At 60.4% G+C, this 25,749-nt stretch carries 24 protein-coding genes; 8 read left to right on the forward strand and 16 right to left on the reverse strand.

The window, feature by feature from the left end:
* Positions 1-88: 88 nt before the first annotated feature.
* The 6 genes from HBOR_RS16045 to HBOR_RS16070 all read right to left on the reverse strand — a co-directional run bounded on the left by HBOR_RS16045 (position 89) and on the right by HBOR_RS16070 (position 5,820).
* Positions 89-316 (reverse strand): hypothetical protein, encoded by a 228-nt coding sequence (locus HBOR_RS16045; RefSeq protein WP_006054770.1) that lies wholly within the window; start codon positions 314-316, stop codon positions 89-91.
* Positions 317-1,210: a carbohydrate ABC transporter permease gene (locus HBOR_RS16050; RefSeq protein ID WP_006054769.1), complete on the reverse strand. Its 894-nt coding sequence runs from the start codon at positions 1,208-1,210 to the stop codon at positions 317-319.
* Positions 1,194-2,132, reverse strand: a complete 939-nt coding sequence (locus tag HBOR_RS16055; protein ID WP_006054768.1) for a carbohydrate ABC transporter permease — start codon at positions 2,130-2,132, stop codon at positions 1,194-1,196. Before HBOR_RS16055 ends, HBOR_RS16050 begins: the two co-directional genes overlap by 17 nt.
* Positions 2,133-2,134: 2 nt before the next feature.
* Entirely contained in the window at positions 2,135-3,466 is a 1,332-nt protein-coding gene (locus tag HBOR_RS16060; protein ID WP_013440745.1) for a sugar ABC transporter substrate-binding protein, read from the reverse strand.
* A gap of 143 nt (positions 3,467-3,609) precedes the next feature.
* On the reverse strand, positions 3,610-4,746 hold the full coding sequence (locus tag HBOR_RS16065; protein WP_006054766.1) for an ABC transporter ATP-binding protein: 1,137 nt from the start codon (positions 4,744-4,746) through the stop codon (positions 3,610-3,612).
* A gap of 111 nt (positions 4,747-4,857) precedes the next feature.
* Complete coding sequence (locus HBOR_RS16070) at positions 4,858-5,820, reverse strand: Gfo/Idh/MocA family protein (RefSeq protein WP_006054765.1); 963 nt, start codon at positions 5,818-5,820, stop codon at positions 4,858-4,860.
* A 90-nt stretch (positions 5,821-5,910) separates the two neighbouring features.
* On the opposite strand from HBOR_RS16070, the gene HBOR_RS16075 reads away from it, so the two are divergent.
* A complete protein-coding gene (locus tag HBOR_RS16075; RefSeq protein ID WP_006054764.1) occupies positions 5,911-6,714 on the forward strand; it encodes a sugar phosphate isomerase/epimerase family protein in 804 nt (267 codons plus the stop codon).
* Between the two features lie 27 nt (positions 6,715-6,741).
* Here HBOR_RS16075 and HBOR_RS16080 read toward each other — a convergent pair whose 3' ends face one another.
* Entirely contained in the window at positions 6,742-7,899 is a 1,158-nt protein-coding gene (locus HBOR_RS16080; protein WP_006054763.1) for an MFS transporter, read from the reverse strand.
* Between the two features lie 151 nt (positions 7,900-8,050).
* Between HBOR_RS16080 and HBOR_RS16085 the strand changes: the two genes are divergently transcribed.
* Positions 8,051-8,428, forward strand: coding sequence for a Rid family detoxifying hydrolase (locus HBOR_RS16085; RefSeq protein WP_006054762.1), 378 nt, complete (start codon positions 8,051-8,053; stop codon positions 8,426-8,428).
* Positions 8,429-8,449: 21 nt separating this feature from the next.
* Here HBOR_RS16085 and HBOR_RS16090 read toward each other — a convergent pair whose 3' ends face one another.
* Together HBOR_RS16090 and HBOR_RS16095 are read right to left on the reverse strand one after the other, a co-directional pair.
* A complete protein-coding gene (locus HBOR_RS16090; protein ID WP_006054761.1) occupies positions 8,450-9,190 on the reverse strand; it encodes a glutamine amidotransferase in 741 nt (246 codons plus the stop codon).
* The gene (locus tag HBOR_RS16095; RefSeq protein ID WP_006054760.1) at positions 9,190-10,209 is read right to left on the reverse strand and encodes a zinc-dependent alcohol dehydrogenase; all 1,020 of its coding nucleotides are present in this window, start codon (positions 10,207-10,209) and stop codon (positions 9,190-9,192) included. Before HBOR_RS16095 ends, HBOR_RS16090 begins: the two co-directional genes overlap by 1 nt.
* A gap of 87 nt (positions 10,210-10,296) precedes the next feature.
* On the opposite strand from HBOR_RS16095, the gene HBOR_RS16100 reads away from it, so the two are divergent.
* From HBOR_RS16100 to HBOR_RS16115, 4 genes are all read left to right on the forward strand, one after another.
* Positions 10,297-10,998, forward strand: a complete 702-nt coding sequence (locus tag HBOR_RS16100) for a PIG-L deacetylase family protein (protein WP_006054759.1) — start codon at positions 10,297-10,299, stop codon at positions 10,996-10,998.
* Between the two features lie 235 nt (positions 10,999-11,233).
* Positions 11,234-12,514: a Cdc6/Cdc18 family protein gene (locus HBOR_RS16105; RefSeq protein WP_013440747.1), complete on the forward strand. Its 1,281-nt coding sequence runs from the start codon at positions 11,234-11,236 to the stop codon at positions 12,512-12,514.
* Between the two features lie 53 nt (positions 12,515-12,567).
* On the forward strand, positions 12,568-13,566 hold the full coding sequence (locus HBOR_RS16110; protein WP_013440748.1) for a Gfo/Idh/MocA family protein: 999 nt from the start codon (positions 12,568-12,570) through the stop codon (positions 13,564-13,566).
* Positions 13,563-14,600: a Gfo/Idh/MocA family protein gene (locus HBOR_RS16115; protein ID WP_013440749.1), complete on the forward strand. Its 1,038-nt coding sequence runs from the start codon at positions 13,563-13,565 to the stop codon at positions 14,598-14,600. The genes HBOR_RS16110 and HBOR_RS16115 overlap by 4 nt, the downstream gene beginning before the upstream one ends.
* A 54-nt stretch (positions 14,601-14,654) precedes the next feature.
* Here the strand turns inward: HBOR_RS16115 and HBOR_RS16120 are convergent, their stop codons facing one another.
* The 4 genes from HBOR_RS16120 to HBOR_RS16135 form a co-directional block, all read right to left on the reverse strand.
* On the reverse strand, positions 14,655-15,650 hold the full coding sequence (locus tag HBOR_RS16120) for a Gfo/Idh/MocA family protein (protein WP_006054754.1): 996 nt from the start codon (positions 15,648-15,650) through the stop codon (positions 14,655-14,657).
* The gene (locus HBOR_RS16125; RefSeq protein WP_006054753.1) at positions 15,647-16,618 is read right to left on the reverse strand and encodes a Gfo/Idh/MocA family protein; all 972 of its coding nucleotides are present in this window, start codon (positions 16,616-16,618) and stop codon (positions 15,647-15,649) included. The genes HBOR_RS16120 and HBOR_RS16125 overlap by 4 nt, the downstream gene beginning before the upstream one ends.
* A 134-nt stretch (positions 16,619-16,752) precedes the next feature.
* Complete coding sequence (locus HBOR_RS16130) at positions 16,753-17,964, reverse strand: aminotransferase class V-fold PLP-dependent enzyme (protein ID WP_006054752.1); 1,212 nt, start codon at positions 17,962-17,964, stop codon at positions 16,753-16,755.
* Between the two features lie 47 nt (positions 17,965-18,011).
* Positions 18,012-18,770 (reverse strand): sugar phosphate isomerase/epimerase family protein, encoded by a 759-nt coding sequence (locus HBOR_RS16135; RefSeq protein ID WP_241432328.1) that lies wholly within the window; start codon positions 18,768-18,770, stop codon positions 18,012-18,014.
* A 564-nt stretch (positions 18,771-19,334) separates the two neighbouring features.
* Between HBOR_RS16135 and HBOR_RS16140 the strand changes: the two genes are divergently transcribed.
* The gene (locus tag HBOR_RS16140) at positions 19,335-20,537 is read left to right on the forward strand and encodes an AGE family epimerase/isomerase (protein WP_013440750.1); all 1,203 of its coding nucleotides are present in this window, start codon (positions 19,335-19,337) and stop codon (positions 20,535-20,537) included.
* Between the two features lie 13 nt (positions 20,538-20,550).
* Here HBOR_RS16140 and HBOR_RS16145 read toward each other — a convergent pair whose 3' ends face one another.
* The 3 genes from HBOR_RS16145 to HBOR_RS16155 form a co-directional block, all read right to left on the reverse strand.
* Positions 20,551-21,969 carry a zinc ribbon domain-containing protein gene (locus HBOR_RS16145; protein ID WP_006054749.1) on the reverse strand — a complete coding sequence of 473 codons (1,419 nt, stop codon included), beginning with the start codon at positions 21,967-21,969 and terminating at the stop codon, positions 20,551-20,553.
* Positions 21,966-23,138: a thiolase domain-containing protein gene (locus HBOR_RS16150; RefSeq protein WP_006054748.1), complete on the reverse strand. Its 1,173-nt coding sequence runs from the start codon at positions 23,136-23,138 to the stop codon at positions 21,966-21,968. Before HBOR_RS16150 ends, HBOR_RS16145 begins: the two co-directional genes overlap by 4 nt.
* A gap of 359 nt (positions 23,139-23,497) precedes the next feature.
* Positions 23,498-24,688, reverse strand: coding sequence for an ABC transporter substrate-binding protein (locus tag HBOR_RS16155; RefSeq protein WP_006054747.1), 1,191 nt, complete (start codon positions 24,686-24,688; stop codon positions 23,498-23,500).
* 118 nt (positions 24,689-24,806) lie between these two features.
* On the opposite strand from HBOR_RS16155, the gene HBOR_RS16160 reads away from it, so the two are divergent.
* The gene (locus HBOR_RS16160) at positions 24,807-25,736 is read left to right on the forward strand and encodes a hypothetical protein (RefSeq protein WP_006054746.1); all 930 of its coding nucleotides are present in this window, start codon (positions 24,807-24,809) and stop codon (positions 25,734-25,736) included.
* Positions 25,737-25,749: the final 13 nt, after the last annotated feature.

Genomic DNA, 25,749 nt, shown 5'->3' on the forward strand with positions numbered 1-25,749 from the left:
TCAAGAGAATCTGATAGATCAAGACGGCTCAGGGATGTCTGTGAGCGAATATCGCCGAGAGAGGAAGGTGTCGCAGTGCGAGTCGCACTCAGTGCGGCCACGGGCGCATCGGCCAGTAGTAGGCGAGAAGCGCCATACCGAGGAGGAGGAAGCCAGCCACCTTCATAAGCGGGCCAGTCTCCATCTCATCACGGACGAACGAGAGGTAGAGTACGCCGACAGCGGCGACGAAGAAGGTGAGTGCGCCGCCGACGACAGGCTCGTTCTGTCCGGCGTAGCCGATCTTCAGCACCACAGTGGTGAGTTCGAGAGACATCTATCCTTTCCCTCCCGAGAGAGCGATACCTTTCATGAAGGTGCGCTGTGCGAGGAGGTAGGCCACCATGACCGGAAGCGCGGCGATGATGACCGCCGCGAGGAGTTGTCCCCATTGGGAACTGTATCGTCCGGTGAGGAGGCCGATACCCACCTGTAGGGGGAACATCGCCGCATCGTTGAGGATGATGAGCGGCCAGAGGAACGAACCCCACACGAAGATAAACGTGAACACGCCAAGCGACGAGAGTGCCGGTTTAGCGAGTGGCAGCATTATCCTCGTGTATATCTGGAAGGTGCTACAGCCGTCCATTCTGGCCGCCTCGATGAGCGAATCAGGTACTCCGAGGAAGAACTGTCGCATCATGAACGTCCCGAACGGGTTAGCGATGTACAGCACCATGATAGCCCAGTAGGTGTTCGACCAGTTGAGCATCGTCATCTCCAAGTAGAGCGGAACGAGCACCACCTGCGGCGGGATGACGAGCGTCCCGATGACGAGCGTGTAGATAATCGACTTCCCTTTGAAGTCGCCCTTCGCCAGCGCGTATCCCGCAAGTGTGTCCAAGAGGAGCGTGAAGAACACGACGCCGACAGCGAGCACGAGGCTGTTGAGAACCCAGCGGTCGAGGGGGTTCTGTAGCCACATGTTCACGTAGTTGATGAGCGTCGGGTCCGTCGGGATGATCTGCGTAATCGTCGTGAAGATTTTATCCTCGGGCTTCAGCGACGTGAGGAACGCCCACACGAACGGGAACACGGCGACTGCGCTCATGAACAGAAGGATCGCGTGTGCGACGACCTTCGCGGCCGTGTCGTACCACGACCCTTCCCGGTCGATAGACGGTCCGTCGTCGTCGAAATCCAAGTTATCGACGTCAGTACTCAACGTCACCACCCCACGTACGCTGCTGCAGGATGCTCAACCCGAACACGATGATGAACAAGACCACTGCGATAGCGCTTGCATACCCCATCTGGAACTCCTGGAAGCCAGTCTGCCAGAAGTAGTAGACGATGGAGTACGTCGAACGCGCCGGACCGCCGCGCGTCATCACGAACACCTGCACGTACAGGCGGAACGACATGATGAGCGTCACGGTGACGACGAAGAACGTCGTCGGCTTCAGCAGCGGTAACGTGATGTGCCGAAGTCGCTGCCAGCGGTTTGCACCATCGACGATGGCCGCCTCGTAGAAGTCGTCCGGAATGCCCTTCAGACCGGCGAGGAAGATGACCATGTTGAATCCGATGTGCTTCCAGATGCTCATGATGGCGATGGACGCCAACGCCGTCTTCGAGCTTTGGAGCCAGTCCAACTGCGGAAGGCCGATCATCCCCAATGCGGCGTTGATGAAGCCGTACTGAGGATTGTAGAGCCACGTCCAGATGAGCGAGACGACGACCCACGAGGTGACCACCGGAAGGAAGATGGCCGCCGAGTAGAACTTCGTCCCGCGAAGATTCATGTTCAACAGTAAAGCAAGCCCCAACGCGATAGGAACGTCGAACACGAGCAAGGCAGCGCTGTATGCCGCCGTGTTGACGACCGCATCCCAGAATACGGGGTCTTGCAACAGTTGGACGTAGTTTTCCAATCCGATGAACGGGTGTGACGCCGCCAGCGGCTCCCACTGATGGAGGCTGATGTAGAACGCCCCGACAAACGGGATGAGCAGTACCGCGGCGAACAGAAACACCTTGGGGAAGACGATGAGATACCACGAAAGGTCCGAATCCGGACTTTCGAGAGCAAACTCCGGAAGGTATCCATTAGCCCGCCGACGGATGCGTTGCCACGCTTGTGACTGTGCCATGATCAGAGGAGTGCGTTGATCTCTTGAGCCGCCTTGTCGAGTGCCTTCTCAGGGTCTTCACCCTGCCACATCGACTGCGCCTGCGTGTGGACCGTGTTCCACATCTTCGATACCTCGGGGTGACTCGGGAACGCCTTGGTGTTCTCCATCTCCTGTGCGACGGTTTTCAGTTTGGGGTTCTCCTCAAGGTATTGCTGGAACGCGTCGGTTTCGTACGCATCTTTCCGGCCGGGGAACCCACCCATCGCCTTCGTGACGTTCTTTTGGACTTCCATCGAGTCGATGTATTCCAGCCACTTGAGACCGAGCTCCTTGCTCGCGCCGCCTCGACTCGGAACGCTGTAGAACACACCCGCACTCCACGTGTGGCTTACGTCAACGTTCGGTCCGCTCGGGTGCGGATTGTACTGCCAGTCAAGTCCGCTTTTGCGCAGGCGCGGGAAGTGCCACGACCCGGCGTAGAACATCGGCGCTTCGCCCGCGAGGAAGTCCTCGACAGCCGACGTTCCGCCCGGGTTACGAGCGAGAATCGAATCGTCTTCGACGATTTTTGGCTGGAGGAAGTTCGCCGCTTCGAGGGCGGCGTCGCTGTTGATCCGTGCCTCCGTGCCGTCTTCGCTGAGGTACCCGCTACCGTTCGAGAGAACGAACGAGTCGAAGCCCTCGCCTGCGGGCATCGAGTAGGCCGTGCCGTGCGTCTTCGACAACTCGGTAACCCACGTCTCCCACTCGTCCCAGGACGGCCGATAGGTCGGATCGGGAACTTCGAGTCCGGCTTCTTTGAACATCGACCTGTTGATACAGAGGAGACGGCAGTCGGCGTACCACGGGACAGCCCAGAGCTTACCGTCGTAGCTGGCGTTGTTTCGTGCGGCGGGCACGTAGTCGTCCGCGTTGAACCCGTTTGCCTCGAGGTCAACTGCGGCACCTTTGGAACCGAAGCGTGAAACCCAAAGCACCGAAAGCGCGAGACTGTCGGGCGCGTTCCCCGCGGGAATCGCCGATGTCGCCTTCGAAAGGTAATTCTCGAATGGATAGTACTGCCAATCGACACCGCCGACGTCGAAGTTATTTTTGAACTCTTTGCCTTGCTCTTTCCGAATCGGGGTCAATCCGGGATCGTTCCACGCCCAAAGCGTCGCCTTTTCCCCGCTCGATCCGCCGGAGTTTGAATCCGTTCCGGAGCTGGTTTCGTCCCCGCTACCGCCGCCACCGTTGGTGGACGTGTTCGTACTACCATCATCGCCGCCCATACAACCGGCGAGTCCTGCGACACCGGCCGATCCGGTCAGTGAAAGGATTTTCCGCCGAGAGATACTGCGTCTGTTGCTCATAGTCTGACCTCGAAACCAACACGATGTTAGTTCATAATAAATGTTCGGTATTAGATATCGAATGTCACGATAGACTCGTCAGTGGCGCTCCGAAGAGAGACCGGGTGGGAGTGCTGGGCTCGGGAGAGCAGGGGGTGCGCTCTCTACGCGCGGATGTCGGCGTCGGCTTCGGGAGCAGTGGCGATGGTTCTGGTTTTCAGTGATTCCCCGGTGTCGGGGTCGAACAGGTGCATCTTGTCTTCGGGGAAAACGACGTGAAGCGTAGATCCGGGCTCGACGATGCGGTCGCCACCGACCGTCACGGTGTACTGTTGGTCGCCGATGTCAACGTAGACGTACGTCGTCTCACCCATCGGTTCCGTGACAACGACGGGTACTTCGATGGCGTTCGTGTCTCCCGCCGAGGCGAGTTCGATACTCTCCGGGCGGACACCAAGCGTCAACGGTCCCTCACGCACCGAAAGTTCCTCACTCGTTTCCCGCGAGAGGTCGTAGCGGAACGTTTCGTGGATGAGACTTCCGTCCGCATACTCAACCTCAAAGAAGTTCATCGACGGCGAGCCAATGAATCCTGCGACGAACCGGTTCGTCGGCTCGTAGTAACACTCCAGTGGGGTCCCCAGCTGCTGGAGTTCGCCGTCGTTGAGAATGGCGATACGGTCGCCCATCGTCATCGCCTCCGTCTGATCGTGCGTGACGTAGATAGTGGTGATGCCGAGTTGCTGCTGGAGATCCTGCAGTTCGGTCCGCATCGTCGTCCGCAGTTTCGCGTCGAGGTTCGACAACGGCTCGTCCATCAGGAAAACGGACGGTTCGCGGACGATTGCCCGACCCAGCGCAACGCGTTGTTGTTGCCCACCAGAGAGTTCACCCGGTTTTTTGTCGAGCAGATCCTCGATGCCCATCATTTCGGCCGTTTGTTCGACTCGTTCTCGTATCTCGTCTTTCTCCATATCGGTGGACATCTTCAGCCCGAATCCGATGTTGTCACGCGCCGTCATATGGGGATACAGCGCGTAGTTCTGGAACACCATCGCAATATCCCGGTCGGTTGGGGGTTTGTTCGTGATGTCCGTGTCGTCAAGTATGATCTGTCCGGATGTGGCCGACTCTAATCCGGCAATACATCGAAGCGTCGTTGACTTTCCACACCCTGATGGGCCGACGAAGATGAGGAACTCTCCGTCCTCGATGTCGATGTTCAAATCGTCCACCGCCACGATGGAGCCACCGTCGTCCTCGAAGACCTTCCGGAGGTTACGGATGTCTAGTTTTCCCATTGCGAACTCACTACGTGAGCGAATCACTATCGAAGATAATAAAAGTGTAGGATAGTCGCCCGAGAAATCTCAAAAAGACGCGAGAGGGACGAAATCGGGGACAATGAAGAGTCACAGGTCGATACAGTCACCGGTTTCAGCCGCTTCACGCGCCGCGAGCGTTACCTCGAACGTCCTCGCCGCGTCGGCGTAGTCCGACCGCACGTCGTCCCCCCGTCCGCGTACGGCAGCAAGGAACGCCTCGAATTCACGCTGATACCACGACCCATCGCCTTGGAATGTCACGCGCTCGCCGTCTACGACACCGGAAAGAGAGTGCTCGAAGTAATCCAGTTCGAGGAAGGCATCGTCGGCGACGACACGCACTTGGAACCGGGACTCCGGTGACGCGCAGGTCGAAGAGATGTGTGACACCGCCCCTGACTCGTGTGACAGCGTCGTCGAGGTCGCATCCTGGAAATCAAGCCCGTCGGCAAGCAGGCCGTCCGTTCCATCGCCACGGACAGTCTCAACCTCACCGAGGAGATACCGGTGTACGTCGAAGACGTGCGTCGATTGTTCGACGAGTTGTCCGCCGGAGTGCGCGCGCGACGACCACCATGAGGTATCGGGCACCGATACCCAGTACTCGCTATCGACGTGAGCCACTTGCCGCCCGTCCAGTAGTTCCCGTGCCCGGTCCGTTATCTGCGCGTATCGGCAAACGTACCCGACCTGCGTGACGACGCCCGATGATTCAAGCTCTCGTCGCGTCGCCGCGACCACCTCCGAGTCGAGACCGACCGGTTTCTCCACGAACAGGTCGATCCCGGCGTCGGCCGCTTCGCGTTCGTAGCCTTCGTGTGCAAACGGAGGAATAGCGACGACGAGGGCGTCTAGCGACTCCGACTCCTCCGCGATGAGTTCGTGACCGTCCGTGTACGCCGTTGCCCCCCGCGGGTCGGCCACCGCACGTGCGCGTTCGCCGTCGATGTCAGCGACGGCGACGAGCGTCGCACCGTCGTACTGGTCCAACGAATCGAGATGGACCGCGGCGATACCCCCCGCACCGACGAACCCGACGGTTGTTGTCATGGTGGTCGGAGGAACTCACCGTCGGATGTTAAACTTTGCCGGGTGCAGTTCGTGCGAACCTATTTCACATCCCCGCCGAATCGAGGTGGTATGCGGTTTGCACTCAACCAGATGGGGTTCCCCAATGACGGACTCGAAACGAACGCGGAACAACTCGCATCGGCCGGATACGACGGTATCGAACCGAATCTGACCGCCGACGGCCCACTGTGGGACGACGACGCCGTCGCCGCGTTCGGTGACTGCATCTCGACACTCGAATTAGAAGTCCCCGCCGTCTCCACCACGCTTCACTGGAAGCAGCAATTGTCGAGTCCCGACGCCGAAACGCGCGAGGCCGGTATCGACGCTGGAGAGCGGATGATTCACATCGCCGACGAACTCAATGCGGGTGCCATTCTCGTCGTTCCCGCTATCGTTGACGAAGAAACACCGTACGACGCCGCGTACGACCGCGCTCTCGAATCCGTTCGGACGTTAGCCGAGACTGCCGCGGAGTACGACGTGACCGTCTGCATCGAGAACGTCTGGAACGACTTCCTGCTCTCACCGCTCGAATTCGCTCAGTTCGTGGACGAGGCGAGCGAAGCGGGACCCGTTGGCGCGTACTTCGACGTGGGGAACGTACGCCGGTTCGGCCGTCCCGAACAGTGGATTCGAATTCTGGGAGACCGAATCGAACGGGTACACGTGAAAGATTACGACGCGGACGTGGACACGATACACGGCTTTACGTACCCACTACAGGGAGACGTAGACTGGTATGCCGTGCGCGACGCCCTCGCGGACATCGGATACGACGGGTGGCTGACGGCCGAGGTCCCGCCGTACCAGACGGCACCCGAGCGGATGCCACCACAACTGTTAGACAACCTCCAGTACGTGTTCGACTAGCGGAGACGCCCCTACCTCGCGGAATCTTCAGTCATCGCCACCCGCCAGCGACGCGTTTCGAGTCACTCGGTTCGCATCAACAGTTGCGAGGAACACGACAACGGAGACGACAGCGACGACGGCGTAGCCGCCGAACAGCCGAAAGATACCAAGTACGTCGAGCAACGCCCCAGAGAGCAGTTCGCCAGTTGCACCGCCGAGGCCAATGCCGAGAGCGGTCAGCGCTGTCTGCGCCGTCGCCCCGAGTTCGTCCGGCGAGAGTTCGTCTGCAAGTTCGACAACAGAGGTCATTACGGCGGCGTAGCCGACGCCGAGAAGCGGTTGAACCGCAATCACGGCGGCCGTCGTACCACCGAGGACGTACATTGAGAACACGGCAGCGTGGGCGAGTCCACCAGCGACGAAGAGAAGGCGTCGAGACGGTGCGGCGCGGACGAACGCGAGGAACGCAATCGCCTCCGCTGTTGTCTTGACAGCGAAGGCGGCCCCCGTTGTCTCGTTCCCGCCGCCGACCGCGTTGACGAAAAAGACGAAATACGAGTTGTTAGCCGAGAGGACGATGCCGACGACGAACGTCGCCGCGAGGAGTCCGGCGAACGACCGATTACGGAGGAGCGCCGGAACGCGGCGGCCAACCCCATCGAGTGGGTCGCCGTCCCCGACGGGCGTTCGGAGAACGACAAAAAATGCGAGCGCTGCACCGACCGCGTAGACGTAGAACAACACGGACGGGTCGGTGCGCGCGAGGACCAATCCGTACGCGAGCGTTCCGACGCCGAATGCGATACTCCCGAACGCGCGAACTGTCCCGTATCCGTACCCGGCCGAAAGAACAAGCGAATTCGCCACCGGGCGAACGGGCGACTGAAACGCAGCGAACGCAATCGTCAGTCCGACGAGTGCGAGGACACCGACGCGCGCGGCGGGGGGAAAAGCCAGCGAGAGCGCACCAGAGACGGCTAACGCGATGAGGACGACACGCTTTTGCGCGCCGAGTCGGTCGCTAAGAAGCCCCCAAACGGGTTGTGCGACGATACCGACGACGAGAAGTGCCGCGCCGACGAGTCCCATATCACTACCCGAGAGGCCAACAGACCGGAAGTAGACGTTTCGGAACGCCAAAATGCCGCTTGAGGAGAGGAAGAAGACGAAGTAGAACGACTGCAGTCTGGTAGACTTTCTCATTCGATACGTTTGTCGCAGTGAACAGATAAAGTCGTTTTCACGTCCGCGTCGCGTGCCGGGGCGGGTCGATACCGCACGCTAGACACCAGAGATCACACACCAAGCACACGGCGATACGATTTTCACGGACGCCTGCGCAGTCGCAGGTGCGATGGAAGAACTCAGTACCGACGAGGCACCGCCGAGTATCGGCCCGTTCTCGCAGGGGATCCGCGACGGAGACCGCATCTACGTCTCAGGACAGGGACCAATCGACCCCGACTCAGGCGACATCGTCGGCGAAGACGCGACAGCACAGACCGAACAAACGCTCGACAACGTCGAGGCAGTCCTCGAATCGGCCGGGCAGTCACTCGATGACGTGGTGAAGGCAACGGTGTTCGTCACCGATATGGACGATTACGACGCTGTCAACGAAGTGTACGGCGACAGAATGAGTCAGCCGTATCCGGCCCGAAGCGCCGTCGAAGTTGTCGAACTCCCGGTAGACATCAGGGTCGAGATAGAAGTTATCGCCAGCGCAGAGTAGAGACGCGGCCCGAGGCCGCGGTTACGTTTCTTTTGTCGCCCAGTCGAGAAGGGCACCCCAGAGTACGGGAAGCCCATCCCACTCTAAGAGTTCCATCGGTGCCCAGTGGGGCGCACAGTCCGTCGCGAAGGCGAACGTCCGGCCTGCACCGGCCTCGCCGACGACGACGAACGGGTCCGCTCGGTCACCAACCGTCGCCCACACGTCCGCGTCGTCTTTCGCTTGGAGGTGGTTGTAACCGAGAACGGCAGGCCACGTCTCGGGAAGGTCAGCGGGAACGCCGCGGTTCATCGGGATCGCGCCAGCGGGGGTTTCGACTCTATCGTCGCCGTCACGTATCTCGACCGGAAGCACATCAGCGATTGGCGTTCGGCCATAGCGTGCCGCACCGCCCTTCCCGGCGAAACTCATGTAGCCGCCGATCATGCCGAGTGCGCCGCCGTCGCGGACGTACTCAGCGAGGAGTCGGCACCGGTCAGTGTCGGTGTCGCCTGCAGTTACGGCGGGCGTCAACTGGAGGGAGTCTGCGCCGACGTCGCTCAGCAGCACGAGGTCGTAGCTGTCGAGTTCCTCGCGGGTGCCGGGGAACGACGTTAGCGTCTCCTCGCACGTCAAGAAGTCCACAGCTGCACCGTTGACTTCGAGCGCGGCCACAAGGTGTTCCTCGGCCGTTCCGTAGTCCGCGTCCACGAGGACGTTTCGTCCTTTGACCTCGAACGTCACCGTCGTCCACGATTCGCCCGCAAGGAGTACGCGGGTCATTACGGTCGAAGGACGGCTTTGACCACGCCGTCGCGGCGTTCACGGACCGTCTCGATGGCCGTTTCGTACTCCGCGAGGTCGAACTCGTGGGTGACGATACCGTCGATAGACAGGTCACCGCGGCGGAACAGATCGATAACTTGGTCAACCGTATGAGAGGCGGTGACGCCGCCGACGACTTGCAACTCCTTCGAGACAATGTCGTTGGGGTCGATCTCCTTCATACCGCCGAAGACGCCCGTAAGGACGACGTTTCCGCGCTTTCTCGTCGCCTTCAGACACGTGTTCACCACGTCTCCTGCACCCGCCGCTTCGACGCAGATGTCCGCACCTTTGCCGTCGGTGTACTCCAAGATGCGCTCGACCGGGTCCTCCTCGCGGACGTTGATAGTCAACGACGCGCCGTGATGTTCACCGATTTCGAGGCGTTCCTCGCGGGTTCCAGTGAGAATCACGTCTTTGACGCCCTGCGCGCGCAGGAGTTGGACGCCGTAGAGACCGAGCGAACCCGGTCCGAGAACGACACCGGTATCGTCGAACGAGGTAGAGACGCGTTGAAGCCCGTGAAGCGTACATCCCGCCGAGTCGATTTGGGTCGCTTCGAGATCCGACACGTCGTCGGGAATCGGCGTGAGCGTGTAGGCCGGGAGCGCGGCGTACTCGCGGTAGCCGCCGTCGATAGTGAAACCGACCTCTTTCAGGTCATCGCACTGGTAGTACCGGCCCTCCCGACAGGCCGTACAGGTGCCGCAATAGACGAATCCGTGAAGAGCCACTCTGTCGCCGACGTTCAGGTCTTCGACGCCCTCACCCAGTTCGACCACTTCGGCGCACACCTCGTGGCCGGGAACGAGCGGGTAGTCAGTCCACGGTGGACCCTCACCCTCCATCAGTCCGATGTCGCTACCACAGATACCGACTGCGGAGACGCGGACGAGCGCTTCGCCCGGTTCCGGTTCGGGACGAGGTCGATCCTCATCCCAGATACTCCCTTCTCCGTCGATGACGACTGCTTGCATAGCGTTTTGGTTATCTAACATCCGAGTAATAAGCGTGTCGCCGAGTGGCATAACACTTAATGTGTGATTCGTCCTCAGTGGGTGTGTATGCACGTGACAGCGATAGTTGCGCATCCAGACGACGCAGATATCTTCTGCGGCGGAACTCTCAAGAAACACGCCGAACGCGGCGACGACGTTACCATCGTCTATATGACTCGCGGCGAATACGGCGGGTTCGACACGACCGAGGAAGAAGTGGCCGAAACGCGCGAATCGGAGGCCGAAGCGGCTGCTGAGGCCCTCGACGCGGAGGCACGCTTTCTCGACTTCCGAGACGGTCGTATCACCTACTCGATGGAGAACCGCCTCGAACTGGTTGACGTGATACGCGAACTTCGTCCGGACATCATCCTCACGCACTTCCGGGACGATATGCACCCCGACCACCGAGTCACCTCCCGACTCGTCACAGACGCGTACTACATGGCGTCGCTGCCGTTGGCACAAACTGATCACGAGGAGTGGGAACCGGACAACGTCTACTACTTCGGAAAACCGACCGCCGACGAGTTCGACCCCGAGGTGTTCATCGACATGAGCGACCAACAGGAAGCGAAAGAGGAAGCGATTCTCCAACACGAGTCACAAGTCGAGTGGCTAGAGGAACACGGCGGTGTGGACGCCGAATTCGACGGTCTCGTCGAAGGGGTGCGAGCGCAGGCACGGACCACGGGTCGAACCCGCGGTGCCGAGTTCGCGGAAGGTTTCGTTCCGCTTCACAAGGGAACGTCCGAGTACCTCGAATAGACGTCAGTACCCCCGTTCGACTGTTTTTACTGCGACGGATCGTTGCGGACAACGGTTCCAATCTCCGGATAACTAGATTCCGAGTAAACATAGTTGACTGTAAGCTATTCGCAAGCCATTACACTATTAGAATCGTAATGAGATACAGGTGAAACGAGGGGGGAGGGGGTACTGAGACGGAGCTGACAGCCGAACCCCGACGAATTTATCATGGTCCTCACTGTTACGGCAACATATGACACGCCACGACGAAGCGATCGAGGACGCGAGGGCGGTGGACGACGCGTTCAGCGTCCGCGAGAACATCTTCCTACAGGAGAGCCTGCTCGACGTTTGTTACGTCCCCGGCCCTGACCGAATCGTCGGGCGGAACGAAGAGATTCGCCGCCTCGCCGGCTCTCTGAGTCCGGCAACCGTCGGCGATTCGCCGAACAACGTCTTCCTCTACGGAAAAACGGGGACCGGCAAGTCGCTCTGTGCGAAGTACGCGACCAAACGGACCGTAGAGGCGGCCGTAGAGAACGATATCACCGTCGGACGCGTCGTGGTCGATTGTTCGCAGGAAGATACGGAAACACGCGCCGTCAGATGTATCGCCCGTGAACTAAACGACCCCGAAGAGACCGATATCGTGATTCCCGAAACGGGACTCGGTCGGTCCCGGTACTACACGCTCCTCTGGGACGTTCTCGATTCGCGCTTCGACGTGGCGTTCATCGTTCTCGACGAAATCGACCACCTCGAAACCGACGACATTCTCATGCAACTCTCGCGGGCGGCGGAATCAGAGAAGATTTCGCGCTGTGCGCTCGGGATCATCGGAATCAGCAACAAGATTGGCTACCGCGACCGCCTACAAGAGCGCGTCAAGAGCAGCTTACAGGAACGAGAAATCGTGTTTGCACCGTACGGGAGAGACAAACTCCGCGAGATACTCCGGTCACGGGCGGACGCGTTCCAGACGGATACGCTCTCGAACGAGGTCATCACCGAGTGTGCCACGCTGGCGGCCGAAGAACACGGTGACGCCCGGAAGGCGATAGACCTCCTGCGACACGCGGGCGAAGTCGCCCGGAGCAACGGGGAAACCGCCGTCGGCGTCGATCACGTACGGGAGGCGAACGAACTCGCCGAACGCGACCGGTTCCGCGAACTGCTCGCCGGAGCGACCGACCAGCAGAAGGCGACGCTTCTGTCCGTCGTCCTCTTGGCCCTCTCGGAGAAGACGCGGACCTTCAAGACTCCCGAGATATACACCGCCTACGAGGAAATCTGCGCCGACACCGGTCTCGAAGTACTGTCGAAGCGTCGCGTTCACGACCTGCTGCGCGAGTGGGAGTTCCTCGAAGTCCTCGATATCGTCCGAACCGGTGACGGCCGCGCCCGCGGAAGCTACCTCGAACACCACTTGGTCGAAGACCCGTCAGTCATCCGGTCGGTGTTCAACGAAGACGGTCGATTCTCCGGCGTCGGGTTTGCCGCCGGTCCGAGCACGAACACGTGGTCGAATATCTGAACGGGGCATGTAGAGGGAAGTTTTAATAGCGAGACATGCGCACCGCGACAGTGATGCAACGAGTTGGCTTAGTCGGGAGTGGCCTCATGGCTACGACCCACGCTAACAGCTACCAGGAAGTAGACGACGCCGAAGTGGTCGCCGTCGCCTCCCACGGGGAGAATCGAGACGAATTTGCCGCCGAACACGCACCCGGAGCGGACGTGTACTACGACCCCGAGGAGATGATGGATGATGCGGACGTGACCGTCATCGACGCCTGTACGCCGACGCCGACACACAGGCCGTTGATAGAGGCCGCAGCGGACCGCGGACTCGACGTGTTCTCCGAAAAGCCGATGGCTCGGACGGTCGAGGACGCAGAGGCCGTTGTAAACGCCGTCGAGGAGTCTGGAATCACGTTCATGACGGGACACGTCCTGCGATTCTTCCCGGAGTACGCCGAGGCGAAGCGCCGCATCGACGACGGTGAAATCGGGACGCCCGGAACCCTTCGTGCAGAACGACTGTCGAGTCCACCACGCTACGGCACGGAAAACTGGTTCAGCGACAAAGCCCAAAGCGGTGGTGTGCTCCTCGATATGGCTATCCACGACTTCGATTTCCTCCGGTGGGTCGCAGGCGACGTCGAACGCGTGTTCACCCGGACGGCAGAGTGGGATAACGACCACCTCCACCAACACGCCGCTGTCCACCTCCGCTTCGAGGACGGCACCGTCGGGCAGGTCGAAACGTCGTGGGCCTACCCAGAGGACACACCCTTTACGACCGCCTACGAGTTCGCCGGCAGCGAAGGCATGCTAGAGTTCGATAGCCGGGACGAACACTCGATCCGTATTTCCGGCACCGCAGACGACGCGAACGTCCCGGCAAGTGCGTTGAAAACGAGTCCGTACACGGCCGAACTCAGACACTTCGTGGACTGTCTGGAGAACGGCACCGAACCCAAAATATCGCCAGAAGACGCCCGCGAAGCGGTTAAGATCTCGCTCGCAGCCATCGAGTCCGGCGAGCGCGGTGAACCCGTCGAGCTCTCGGAGGTGGGCGCATGAACGTCAAAATCGGAATCTGTTCGACTGCGCATCTGCATGCTGATTCGTACGCGGCCTGTCTTCGAGAGAGCGATGCCGAGTTTGTCGGCGTCACTGAACACGATGACAGAGCGGACGACGCGCAGGCGAAAGCCGCGGAATACGGCGTTGATTTCTACGAACCGGACGAGTTACTCGAACGGGTCGATGGCGTCGTCGTCTGTTCGACGAACGCCGCCCACCGAGACTGGGTCGAGCATGCGGCCGACGCCGGCGTGGATATTCTCTGTGAGAAACCGCTCGCGCCATCCATCGAAGACGCCGAACAGATGGTCGAGACGTGCCGCGAGGCGGACGTCCATCTCGGAGTGGCGATGCCACTTCGGTTCAACCAACCCGTTAGAAACGCGAAGACGGCGCTCGAAGACGACGCACTCGGCGAACTACGGTTCCTCAGCGGGACGAATCGCGGACAGATGCCCGGTGGATGGTTCGCTGACCCAGAGCAGGCGGGCGGCGGCGCGGTGACGGACCACTCCGTCCACTTGGTCGATGCGGTACGGTGGATGACCGGCGAAGAGGTAGCCGAAGTGTACGCCGAGACGGGAACGCGATTCCACGATATTGCCGTCGAGGACGTGAACGTGCTATCGATGGAACTTACGGATGGAACCGAGTTTGTCCTCGACGGGTCGTGGAGTAAACCCGACGAGTGGGACAACTGGGGCGACGCAACGCTCCGTCTCGTCGGCACAGAGGGTGTCGTCTCCATCGACTGCTTCGGGCAGACGATCAAACAGACGCGCGACACGGACGACGACCCCGGGATCCGCTCTGTGTTCTGGGGTTCGAATCCCGATGAAGGACTCGTCGAAGACTTCGTTCGCGCGGTCGAAGCGGACCGCCCGCCACTGAAGACAGGGGCGGACGCGCTCGAAGACGTAGCTGTTGTCGAGGCAGCGTACGAGTCCGCAGAACAGTCCGCTCCCGTCAGCGTCGAACGACCGACCCCGAAAGGGAGAGTCGTCAGCGACGGAAGCGGAACCGAGGAGTGAAAATCGGGACATCGACCGACGAAAGACCCCCAACCGAGAATCAACCACAGGGCGTCAGATAACGCTGGTATCGACTTCGACCGGTTCGCCTCGTTCAGCAGATTCATACGCCGCTTCCATGACGGCAACCGTCGCCACGGCGTCCGATAGCGTCGTCTGTGGTTGGCGGCCGGTTCGAACTGACTCAGCGAAGTCTCGTAACAGTTCGATGTTCGGGTCCGCACCCCAGTAGATAGATTCGACGCTCCGGTCCTGTTTCGTATCCTGCACGTGCGTACACCGCTGGCCGAAGCAGTCGGCCGAGAGCGTTCCGTCGGTGCCGACGAATTCAACGCGTGCGTCCCCCCAGAACGGGTTTTTCAGCGGTGTACTCCACGATCCGTCGAGGACGAACGACGCGCCGTTCGAGAGCGTCATCGACAGCAGATTCACGTCTTCGACCGGAATGTCGTAAAATCGCGTATCGAGTTCGGCGTACACGTCTTCGACTTCCTCGTTCGTTATCCAGCGAACCACGTCGATGATGTGGTCAGTGTGGTCCATGACGGCCCCGCCGCCCGCGAGTTCGGGGTTAGTGAACCACCCACCGGGCATCCGACCGCGGTTGACGCCTGAAACGGCGACCACGTCTCCGAGCGTGCCGTCTTCGTACGCTCGCTTGAGTCGGATCATTGGCCGACTACAACGAACGGGCATCGCCATTCCGGCGACGATACCGCTCTCGTCGCACCGGTCTCGGAGACGTTTCGCCTCCGACAGCGACGTTGCGAGCGGTTTCTCCGTGAGAACCGCAACATCGTGAACCAGAGCCAAATCGAACAGTTCGCCGTGGATAGCCGTCGGCGAGCAGATAACGACGCCCTCGACGCTCCGCATCAGTTCCGACCGAGACATGGCTTTCGTCCCGACGGCGGACGCGCGGCGACGCCCCCGCTCGACGTTTTCATCCGAAATACCGACGAGTTCGACGTCTGAAAGTTTCGACAGCAGCGCTGCGTACACCTCAGCGTTGACGTGAGCGGTCGAACAGATACCGAGACGGACGGTCATCGACTCACCTCACCCAGTTCGACCGGTCGTTCTTCGTCCATCGACGTGCGGACGGCGACGACGGTTCGCAATAGGTCGCCATCCGATCCGATGGCGGCCGGCGGTCGTTCGGCGCCGTGAAGTCGGTCAACGAACGCTCGGAGGAGGCGACCCCGGCAGTCATCCTCCGGCGGGTCCGGATCGAGTGATCCATGTTCGTCTTTGAGCGCCGCGGACGCATCGTCCTCCGTGAACCGAAGTCGTCCGTGATCGCCCGCGTACTCGACCTCGACGCGCGATTCTGGCGGGTCCGCTCGGCCCCACGTCGCTTCAACGGTTCCTCGACCGCCGTTGCGAAATCGCAGGAGGAGGTGGACGTGGGCGTACGAATCGCCGGTTCGTCGTCGTGCGAAGACGCGTTCGACCGGACCGAACGTCCAGTGGAGCGTATCTACGTCGTGTGAGACGACGTCGCAGAGGGCATCTTCGGGCGATGATGCGCGGTCGATTCCGAGATACGAGTCGTTCCATCCGACGCGGTCGAAGGGCGCGGTACGCTTCACTCGGGCGACACCGAGGGTCCCGATATCACCGGACTCGACACCCCGTTGCAGTCGCTCGTAGAGGCGAGAGAACCGATGGGAAGAAGGCGCGTACAGCCATCCATCACCGTTCGACGCCAGTTCTTCGACACGTTCGACCGTCTGCGTATCGAGCGCAACCGGTGGATCACACCGGACGGGAATCTCCTCGTCGAGTGCCGCCTCGACCGACTGTACGTGAGCGCTTCCGGGGCCGCAGACATCAACCGCGTCAGCCTCTGTCTCCGTGACCGCGTCGGACACCGACTCGAACGTCGGGATGGCAGTACCGGACGGCGGGTCGTCGAATCCGACCGCAGCGCAGACTGTCACATCCTCGAACCGGACGTACCGCTCGGCGTGGCCCCGGGCGGCCGGTTCGCGTCCGACGATGGCGATGCGTCGCATAGCTATACGTCCTCCACGATAGTTTATAAGCGTTCGCGAGACCGAAGACGAATTCAAACCGAAACAGAAGTAACGGAGGAGAAACCGGAACGCACCAGTGAACCACTCGAAGGCGATAGGGAACCGCCGCGAGGTTACGAGAGATTCTCTCGGATGCGTTCTGCGACGTACTGAGCCTCGTCGTCGGTGAGACACATCGGGTTGAGAACGAACGTCGCATCAGCGAGAGCGTCCGCCCCGACAAACACGCGCGGATTCTCGCGTCGGAGTGCGAGGACGAGTTCCGCCGCCGTCATCCCCGCAGCGTCCTCGTCTACCGTGACGTGGAGGGCCGGGGCAACGTCCACTTTACCGCCGCCTACTGTCTCACAGGAGAGCGTGTCTACGTCAGTGAGTTCAGCGTCAAGAAGGGCAGTTCGGTCGGTCCACTCAGCAACCAGTTCGTCTTGATCCTCCTCCAAGAACAGTTCGAGCGCACGGATGAGGCCGACGAGTTCCTCTTTGCCGACTTTCAACGTCCGACCGATACCTTGTCGCGGAACGCCGTCGTAGGCCGACGGGTCGAGGAGGTCACGTGGCGGATCCCAAACTTCGGCGGCAGCGTGCATATCGAGATGCTGGAAGGCCGCAGATTCAATCAGGTCGGCGCGTCCGGCGAGGATACCCGTCGATTGCGGGCCGCGAATCGCCTTCCCGCCGCTGAAGACGACCAGATCAACGCCCGCGTCGATAAAGCGGGTGAGATTCGCCTTCGGTGGTACCTCCGCCGCAGCGTCCACAAGAACGGGAATGTCGTGCCGATGGGCGATTTCGACGACCTTCGAGAGTGGCGGCGTCGTGTACTCCTTCTGAAGATAGGCGATAGCGGCGGTATCTTCCGTGATTGCCGTCTCTATCTCCCATGGTTCGATCGCCGCAGATCCAGTGCCGAGGTGTGGGTCGTTCGTTCCCACATCGACGATTGTCGCGCCGGCGGCCCGGATAGCGTGGTCGTAGCCAGTTCGGTGCGTCCGCGGCATGATGACTTCGTCCGGTCGGCCCTCGGTGTCGGGGAGGCGGTCCATCGCGGCTACGTCGTCACCTGCGATACACGCCGCCGTGCCGAGCGTCATCGCGGCGGCCGCCCCGCTTGCGACGTAGCCCGCTTCGGCCCCGGTACAGTCAGTTATGAGTTCACTCGCTCGTGCCTGCAAGTCGGAGATACGGGCGAACCCTTCGGCGGCGCGTGACATCGCTTCCACCGCCTCGGGTCGGATGAGGCTCCCGCCGATTCGTGTCTTCGTCCCCGCCGCGTTCACGACGCGCGGAACGCCAAGTTCGTCGTAGATGGATGAGTCACTCGTCATACGAGCACGGACGAACCCACACCGCCCCCGTCAATAAGTCATTCGCGTCAGTCGCCCGTTACACCGAGAAGCGACTGAAGCCGTTCACCCCCGCGCTGAAGTGTCTCGGCTTGGGCCGTCGATTGACCGTGTTCGAAGACGAACCATTCGATGCCGAGGTCGCGTGCGACTTCGACGGCCGATTCGAGGTCGGTATCGCCGTCTCCGAGTTCGACGTGGTCACGGTCGGGGTCGTCTACGAGCGTGTCAGTCACGTGGACCAGCGGAATCCGGTCGGCGTACGTTCGGAGGAGTGCCACCGGATCAGCACCGCCTTTCGTGGCGAGGCCAACGTCGAGTTCGAAGCCGACGCTATCGGACGTCTCACGGATCAGTCGTTCAAACGCGAGGTCCCCGTCAATATCACCGAATTCGTGCGTATGGTTGTGATACAGGAGGTCGAATCCGCGGTCCGACAGGCGGTCTCCGAGCGACGACAGTTTCGTCGCCGTCTCCGCGACCGCCTCGGTTGACTCGAAGTGCGAGTCGTCCAATGCGGGGATGACGAGCGTCGAACAGCCGAGTTCGCCGTACATCTCCACGACGGATTCGAAGTCGCTTTCGAGTTCATCGTACGGGACGTGTGCGCTGACCGCAGACAGGTCGTTCTCCGTGAGTGCTTGCCGAACATCCTCAGGGGGCGACTCGCGGACGCGGTATGCGAACTCGACGCCGTCATATCCTTCGTCCGCGACTCGCCGGAGCACGTCCGGATACGAGTCGGTGAGATCCCTGACAGTGTACATCTGCACGGCTATCGCTGGCATGTCGTGGTGGTCATCTCAGCGAATAGGCATAAGTGTACCTCACCGGAGGGCGCAGTGAGTGTACAACTAATAATATAGAATCCAAGGAGCGTGATGAAATATAGAATTGGCTATTGGCAGAGGAATAGAAAATAGAACCAACTTATACATTTTATAAGTAGATGAAATTGTGTATTGTGAGAAGAATACGGGAGATAAACACAAAATAGAACAGAATATTAGAAAAGTGGTGTTTTTATTACATATAATCCAATATATGGCCGTGTTCAACCGAATGAACAGTTATAAATCATTTTTAGAGAATAAACCGGCGATCAAAAATAGACTATCCAGTCAGATTATGCAATAGTTCGTACCAAATCAAATATAAATAATTGTAACTACTGACCACGGCGTCCGATAAGTGGTGACATCGGAACCGGGGATGAGACGAACAAATCGAGTGGGAGAGGAGCCGAGTCGATTTGGAACCGACTGGGCGTGTAGATCCTCAGTCAACGGCCAGTGGCCCCCACTCCGCGATACTCTCGGTGGGTTTTTTGACAGCGGGGATGACCCCAGAGTATGACAGGGCAACCTCCATTCCGGTCGCCGGAATGGCTCCGCCGAGATGCCATCGGCGCGCTTCGCTTCCACCGAGAGCGGTCGATGGATACGCACTTCGGTGGCTACATCACGCAGGTGAGCGACCGAGACGGCGCGATATACGACTCGCGGACGAAACACCTCGTCCCCACCGCTCGATTCGTCTTCGCGTTCAGCATCGGCGCGCTTCTGGACGGGCCAGTGTGGTGTGAGCCAGCCGCCGAACACGGTCTCTCGTATCTTCGCAACGTCGCCTACGACGAAGAACACGGCGGGTACAGTTGGCTGTTCGAAGGTCGAAATGTGACAGACGAGACGCGCTCGACGTACGGCCACGCGTTCGTCCTTCTCGCGTACGCCACGGCGACGCGCGCCGGAATCGGAGACGTAGAGGACGACATCAGGGAGACGTTCGACATCTTGGACGAACGGTTCTGGGAAGAAGAACACGGCGCGTTTGCCAGCAACCGGACAGCCGAGTGGGATCCGGCCGAACCCGATTACCGGGGGCAGAACGCGAACATGCACTCCTGTGAGGCTCTACTCGCAGCCTACGAGGCCACCGGCGAAGAGCGATATCTCTCACGGGCGGTCACCGTCGCAGAAACCATCGCACGCGACAAACCTGACGAGGCGGATGGGCTCCTCTGTGAGCACTTTACGTCCGACTGGGAGATAGACTGGGAGTACAACCGCGACCAGAAGGCCGACCTGTTCAGACCGTGGGGCTACCAACCCGGACACATGCTCGAGTGGGCGAAGCTCCTTGTCCGACTCCACCACCACCACGACGGCAACTGGTATCTCGACAGAGCAAAGCGGTTCTTCGACGCCTCCGTCACGGACGGCTGGGACGACGAACGCGGGGGATTCTACTACACCATCGACCGCGACGGAGCTCCCATCGTCGATGCGAAATACACGTGGGCGCTCGAAGAAGGTCTCGGCGCGGCGGCACGTCTGGGCGCAGTGACGAACGATGACCGCTACTGGGAGTGGTTCGACAGGATCCACGCGTACCTGCACGAGAACGCGACGAACCACTCGCTCGGGATTCGCTACGAACGGCTCACACCCGACGGCGAAATTCACCCCACAATCGACGAGACGCCGAAAGTCAAAAGCGGATATCACCACGTCAACGCCTGCTACGAAGTACTTGAGTCGCTAGACGCAGTGTAGCGCAAGCGGTCGTTTACTGTCTGCTGTCGGCCGGTCGCATCTTCGTCCCGTATCTCGTGACACCCTCTTGGGTGTACACGCGTCGAATCGTCGCAGTCAGTGCATCACCGATAGCCGGCTTCTCGTCGGTATCGACGACCTGCATCGGTGCGCTTACCGTCCCGCCGTCGGGGGCGTCGAGTGCGACGACCGCACTGACGTAACTCCCGTCGCGGGCCTGTTGCTCGACGAACTCAGGTGGGGCGCCGCCCTGACCGATGACTGTCGCCGCCTCGACAGTTCCGGTTCCGGGGAGCGCAACTGACTCGTAGCTATCGAGCGTGCCGCAGGACGAACACGCTCCCTCGGGTGGGAACGCGAGTGACTCGCACTCTGCGCACTGACCGGCGACGAGACGGTGGCGCTGCGGGAGCGTCCGCCGCCAACTCGGAACGCTGACGTACGCGCCGCCGCCGTCGGGTTCACCGGGTGTCACAACCCCGCGGATGCGCAGGTACTCGCCGTAAGAGAGTTCGACCGTTCCGTCTCGGTCCGATTCAGTCGGAACCGAACCATCGATGACGGCGGCAGTTGCTTCGCTTCCACTTCCGTAACCGACGACGAGGATGCGGTCCGCACCATTGTCGAGCGCTTTCGTCAGTCCCAAGAGCGGCATCGCCGCGCCCGTATCTCCGAGTTCGTGGACGGTCGCACCCGCCTGAATCGTCTCGGCATCGACGCCCAACTCGCCCGTAGCGCGATACGGAAGCTTCCCGTCCGGACCACCGACGGCCGCGGCGTCCACGTCAGTGTCGGCGCCGAGTTCGGAAACGGCCCCGCTGACGGCCTCGCGATAGGCCTGCCGGTCGTACTGCGTCACACCGAGGGATCGCGTCTCCGACTCGCCAGCGGGCCGGAAGCGGGTTCCCGGGTAGGTTGCGGTGTGCGTTGCGCGGTCGGTCACCACACCCGTACCGCCTTCGGAGAGGACGACTGCCGCCGCACCCGCGCCCGCGGCGTGTTCTACGTCGCTATCGGGCGCACCGAGCGGTGCGTCGCTGGCGACGACGAGAGCGGTTTCGCCCGGTCCGGCGTCGAGACCGAGCGTGAGTCCGTTGACGCCCGCATTTGCGCTTCCCGTGAGTTGGGTCGTCGCCACATCGTCTGTGAGTCCGAGGAACGAAGCGAGTCTGGCAGTAGCCGACTCCTCCTCGTTTGGCGGTGTCGTCGTCCCGAAGATCAGCGTTGTAACCGCCTCAGCGTCGATATCGGCGGCGGAGAGAGCGCGTGTCGCCGCCTCGTACCCCATCGTCAGCGTGTCTTCGTCGGCACCCGTGACGGACGTCTGTTGGATACCGTCCCCACCGAACTGGCCCCACGCCTCGCGTATCGTCTCTGCGGTGACGTAGGTCTGCGGTGCATACGCACCGACGCCTGCAAGTTCGAGCGTCATCGGGCTACCTCCTGTTCGAGAATGTGAACGACGGTCGCGCCACCGCTTCCACCCACGTTGTGCGTCAGACCGTACGTCGGGTCGTCGAGTTGTCGATCCCCCGCGCTCCCGGTCAGTTGGTCGAACGCCTCGACCATCTGTCCGGTCCCAGTCGCACCGATGGGGTGACCTTTCGACTTCAGGCCGCCAGAGGTGTTCACCGGTAGGTCACCATCCGGATCGGTCACACCCTCACGGAGAAGTGTCGCCGCCTCGCCGGGAGCGCAGAAGCCCAAGTCCTCGTAGGCGAGAAGTTCAGCGATAGCGAAGCAGTCGTGTACCTCCGCGAAATCGAGGTCGTCAGGTTCGATTCCGGCCATCTCGTAGGCCGTCTTCCCGGCTTCCTGTGAGGCGGAAATGCCCGTATATGAATCCCGGTCTGCGAGTCCGACGCGTTCGCTCGCGGCACCGACGCCAGCGACGCGAACGCGTTCGTCGGTGTACTCCGATACGACATCGCCACTTGCGAGAAGGACTGCAGCGGCCCCGTCGGAAGTCGGACAGCAGTGATAGAGATTGAGCGGGTCGGCAACGGTCGGTGCGTTCGTCGCATCCTCCAGCGAGCAGGAGAATCCGAGGTGGGCTTTCGGGTTTTTCGCGCCGTTCGCGTGGTTTTTGACGGCGACGCGAGAGAGGTCTTCAGGTGTCGCGTCGTATTGGTCGAGGTACGCGTCGGCCATCTGAGCGTACACGCCGGAGAACGTCGTGCCGGTAAGCCGTTCCCACTCCGTCTCACCGCTGACGCCGAGCCAGTACTTCGTCGTGTCGCCGCTCATATCCGTCATGACTTCGACACCGCCCGCGAGAACAACATCGGCCATCCCACTCTCGATGGCCTGCACCGCCTGCCTGACCGCAAATCCTCCCGCGGCGCAGGCATTCTCGATTCGGGAACACGGGATGTTGTGGAGACCGACGTGTTCGGTGACAGCGGGAGCCGACAACCCGAGTTGTCGTCCCCCAACACCGAGCGTTCCGACGACCGCTTCGTCGATATCCTCGGCGTTCAGCGATCCATCAACGCTCGCTACGGCCGCCTCGAACGCCTCGGTGAACAACGTCCGATAACTCTCGGACGGGAACGCCCCGAACGGCGTCTGACCGGCACCGACGATGTACGCGTTTGGCATACTGCGTGGTAATTCTGCATGGTTTATCAAATACGTTCTGCCGCCGGAACCGTCGTTTTCGTGTGAGACGGGTGTCGTTCTTCCGAAACTACGTTCCGAATCTCGGGTAGCAAAATGCGTTTTGCCATTTTGGCTGTCTTTTCTGCCTCTGCTAGTTTTTATATCTTAGATAGATTCAAAGCGTTGAGGCGCTATCGAAGCAGGGTACCGGTGGCTGATACGGCTGATCGTCATCATCGGAGCGATGACTTCGTAATTCCTCACTTATATGAAAATAGCTACAATCAGTGCTAACTAGACGACGAGCGTGGATTATCGGTAAACGAGTTTTGTAGCGAGAGGTGGCGACGGTTCCTATCTCAGAAGTCGCCGTTTACGATGTCGGAAACGCGTTTGCGGTCGAACAGTTGCTCACCAGCGAACTCGTCGGGGTAAAGTCCCTGTGCCGCCCGTTCGAGCTGGAAGAGGTGAATGATCGGACCCTGATACGTCAGGCCGCCGTAGACGACGCGGTCGTTCTGCACCGCCCGGAGTTGGCTCGCCACATCGTGGTTCTTCAGATGCGAGACGATGTTCTCCTCGAAGTACTCCGGTGTGATTTCCCCTTGGAGTCTGATTGCGAGGGCGTCAGGATCGATTTCCAAGAGCGTCTCGTAATCGATAGTGCCGCCCGCCTGTGCGTCCGTGATGTCTTGGTTTGCCAGTGCGTCGCCGACGTGCAGGTCGTTCCAGTGCTTCGATTGGCTCCCAGAACCGACGAGATACGGATAGAACGATTCCGGTGGAACGTCAGCAGGATACAGAATTGCAATATCTGGTGTCTCGTCGGGGAGACGAGACTGAACGTCCGCTATAACCTCGTTGTGGTACGTCTCAAATGCCTCGAACCGGTCCTGTGCTTGGAACACGTCTGCGACCTTCTCGAAGGCTTCGTACAGGGTGTAATCGGCGTAGTCGTGCCAGTCGTAGGCCCGTGTGAAGATGGTGTTACCGAAGAACGGAGCGACGTTCGAGTCGATTTCGTCGATATCTTCTTGACTCCACTGCAGTCGGTTGACCATGAAGTTGGGATCGATGAGGTGAACGTCGGCGTCGAGTTCGTAGAACACCTCCTTGCCGGTCCCATCCTGCCACAGTTGTGTGAGATCCGCTTTGTCGACGGAGACACCGGAGAGTTCCTCGTACAGATGTGTACCGAACCGGGCGCGGACACCAATAGCCGAGAGTCCGTCTCCCTGCCCGAGTGCGACACCCATATCGGCGTAGTCGGCGGTGTACGAGAACCACGACTCCGGAACCTCGTCGAACTCGACAGTTCCGACTGGCTCCATCGAAACGGTATAGGAATCGTCTGTCTCGGCCGTCTCGCGTGAGGTTTCCGTTGCCTCGGCTGTAGAGGTCTCAGCTGTGCCCTCTGTGTCCGGTTCGCTGGTCGTCGGTGAACTGCTATCTTGTCCCGCACAGCCAGCGAGTGCGCCGCTGACGGCGATTCCAGCACCGGTTCGGAGGAATCGACGCCGCGACTGTCCGAAATTTGAGTCTCGTTCCATGGATTTTGGCGTGCCTAAAACATCAAAGAGTTTCCGATTTTTAGGCGTGCCTAACCAATCGGACAGAGTGATATGACGGTTCACTAATTTAAAATGGACGGAGCGGCGAGAGATGATAATGGCCCTCCATCGCCGCCGCCTCCTCCAATCTGTTGCCGCGGCATCGCTCGGTGCGTTCGCAGGATGTGCAACGCCCGTGTTTTCCGGCAACGAGGAGAAACAGACCACGTACACGCTCAACATCGACGACATCCCCGTATCGCCAGTGGAGCATGCACTCTACGAACCGAGCGACGGTGCGTTGTTCGGTGATCCCGCTCGAACCGCCCTTGACGACATCATTCCCGAGGGACGGCACACCACGTACGGTTACCAGCCGTTATCAGAGGATCACTATGTCGAACGCAACGGAACGTACTACCAGACGAAGCACACCGTCACCGGTCAGAAGCGTCTGCAACGGACGCTCGTTCGGGGCGAACCACTCCCCGAAGACGAGAAGACACCCGACGACGCGATAGTTGTGGAGTCGCTCGACAAACCGACGTCCCGCGTCGTGAAGATACTCCACAGCAACGCACAGACAGGCTCAACTGCCGACCTCCTCCGCGACGATTCGTACGTCCTGCGCCGTCCCGCAGAACAGGAAAGCGCTCTCGCGGCGGGTGAGTTGGACGGCCGCGTCGTTACGATGAAAAAAGGTGGACCGTGGGTCTATCGGATACAGACCACACAGACGGAACTCGTCGAAACGGAACACACCATCTTTGCCGTCGAAGTCGCCACCTCACGCGAGGCGTTGCGCGAAATCGTCTTCAACACGCGAATCGACACCGAACTCGAACCGGGAGAGCTCTCCGAAGACGAGCAAGAGATACTCGAAGAAGCTATTGGGCTACCGCCGTACGAAGAGACGGCACCACTCTCGGAGTCGTACGAGTCTCTCCTCAATGCACTCAAACTTGCGGAAGTCGAGCAGTTCGACAGGAAGCACCTCTGGTACGACGGCGGATACTACCGCTATTCACTGAACGTGAGCGAGAACTGACTCGTAATGGTGG

The organism is Halogeometricum borinquense DSM 11551 (assembly GCF_000172995.2).
GTDB classification, from domain to species: domain Archaea; phylum Halobacteriota; class Halobacteria; order Halobacteriales; family Haloferacaceae; genus Halogeometricum; species Halogeometricum borinquense.

Coding starts and splice junctions, on each gene's coding strand:
- HBOR_RS16045 (WP_006054770.1), bottom strand. CDS start 316: ATGTCTCTCGAACTCACCACTGTGGTGCTGAAGATCGGCTACGCCGGA.
- HBOR_RS16055 (WP_006054768.1), bottom strand. CDS start 2,132: ATGGCACAGTCACAAGCGTGGCAACGCATCCGTCGGCGGGCTAATGGA.
- HBOR_RS16060 (WP_013440745.1), bottom strand. CDS start 3,466: ATGAGCAACAGACGCAGTATCTCTCGGCGGAAAATCCTTTCACTGACC.
- HBOR_RS16065 (WP_006054766.1), bottom strand. CDS start 4,746: ATGGGAAAACTAGACATCCGTAACCTCCGGAAGGTCTTCGAGGACGAC.
- HBOR_RS16070 (WP_006054765.1), bottom strand. CDS start 5,820: ATGACAACAACCGTCGGGTTCGTCGGTGCGGGGGGTATCGCCGCGGTC.
- HBOR_RS16075 (WP_006054764.1), top strand. CDS start 5,911: ATGCGGTTTGCACTCAACCAGATGGGGTTCCCCAATGACGGACTCGAA.
- HBOR_RS16080 (WP_006054763.1), bottom strand. CDS start 7,899: ATGAGAAAGTCTACCAGACTGCAGTCGTTCTACTTCGTCTTCTTCCTC.
- HBOR_RS16085 (WP_006054762.1), top strand. CDS start 8,051: ATGGAAGAACTCAGTACCGACGAGGCACCGCCGAGTATCGGCCCGTTC.
- HBOR_RS16090 (WP_006054761.1), bottom strand. CDS start 9,190: ATGACCCGCGTACTCCTTGCGGGCGAATCGTGGACGACGGTGACGTTC.
- HBOR_RS16095 (WP_006054760.1), bottom strand. CDS start 10,209: ATGCAAGCAGTCGTCATCGACGGAGAAGGGAGTATCTGGGATGAGGAT.
- HBOR_RS16100 (WP_006054759.1), top strand. CDS start 10,297: ATGCACGTGACAGCGATAGTTGCGCATCCAGACGACGCAGATATCTTC.
- HBOR_RS16105 (WP_013440747.1), top strand. CDS start 11,234: ATGACACGCCACGACGAAGCGATCGAGGACGCGAGGGCGGTGGACGAC.
- HBOR_RS16110 (WP_013440748.1), top strand. CDS start 12,568: ATGCAACGAGTTGGCTTAGTCGGGAGTGGCCTCATGGCTACGACCCAC.
- HBOR_RS16115 (WP_013440749.1), top strand. CDS start 13,563: ATGAACGTCAAAATCGGAATCTGTTCGACTGCGCATCTGCATGCTGAT.
- HBOR_RS16120 (WP_006054754.1), bottom strand. CDS start 15,650: ATGACCGTCCGTCTCGGTATCTGTTCGACCGCTCACGTCAACGCTGAG.
- HBOR_RS16125 (WP_006054753.1), bottom strand. CDS start 16,618: ATGCGACGCATCGCCATCGTCGGACGCGAACCGGCCGCCCGGGGCCAC.
- HBOR_RS16130 (WP_006054752.1), bottom strand. CDS start 17,964: ATGACGAGTGACTCATCCATCTACGACGAACTTGGCGTTCCGCGCGTC.
- HBOR_RS16135 (WP_241432328.1), bottom strand. CDS start 18,770: ATGCCAGCGATAGCCGTGCAGATGTACACTGTCAGGGATCTCACCGAC.
- HBOR_RS16140 (WP_013440750.1), top strand. CDS start 19,335: ATGACAGGGCAACCTCCATTCCGGTCGCCGGAATGGCTCCGCCGAGAT.
- HBOR_RS16145 (WP_006054749.1), bottom strand. CDS start 21,969: ATGACGCTCGAACTTGCAGGCGTCGGTGCGTATGCACCGCAGACCTAC.
- HBOR_RS16150 (WP_006054748.1), bottom strand. CDS start 23,138: ATGCCAAACGCGTACATCGTCGGTGCCGGTCAGACGCCGTTCGGGGCG.
- HBOR_RS16155 (WP_006054747.1), bottom strand. CDS start 24,688: ATGGAACGAGACTCAAATTTCGGACAGTCGCGGCGTCGATTCCTCCGA.
- HBOR_RS16160 (WP_006054746.1), top strand. CDS start 24,807: ATGGCCCTCCATCGCCGCCGCCTCCTCCAATCTGTTGCCGCGGCATCG.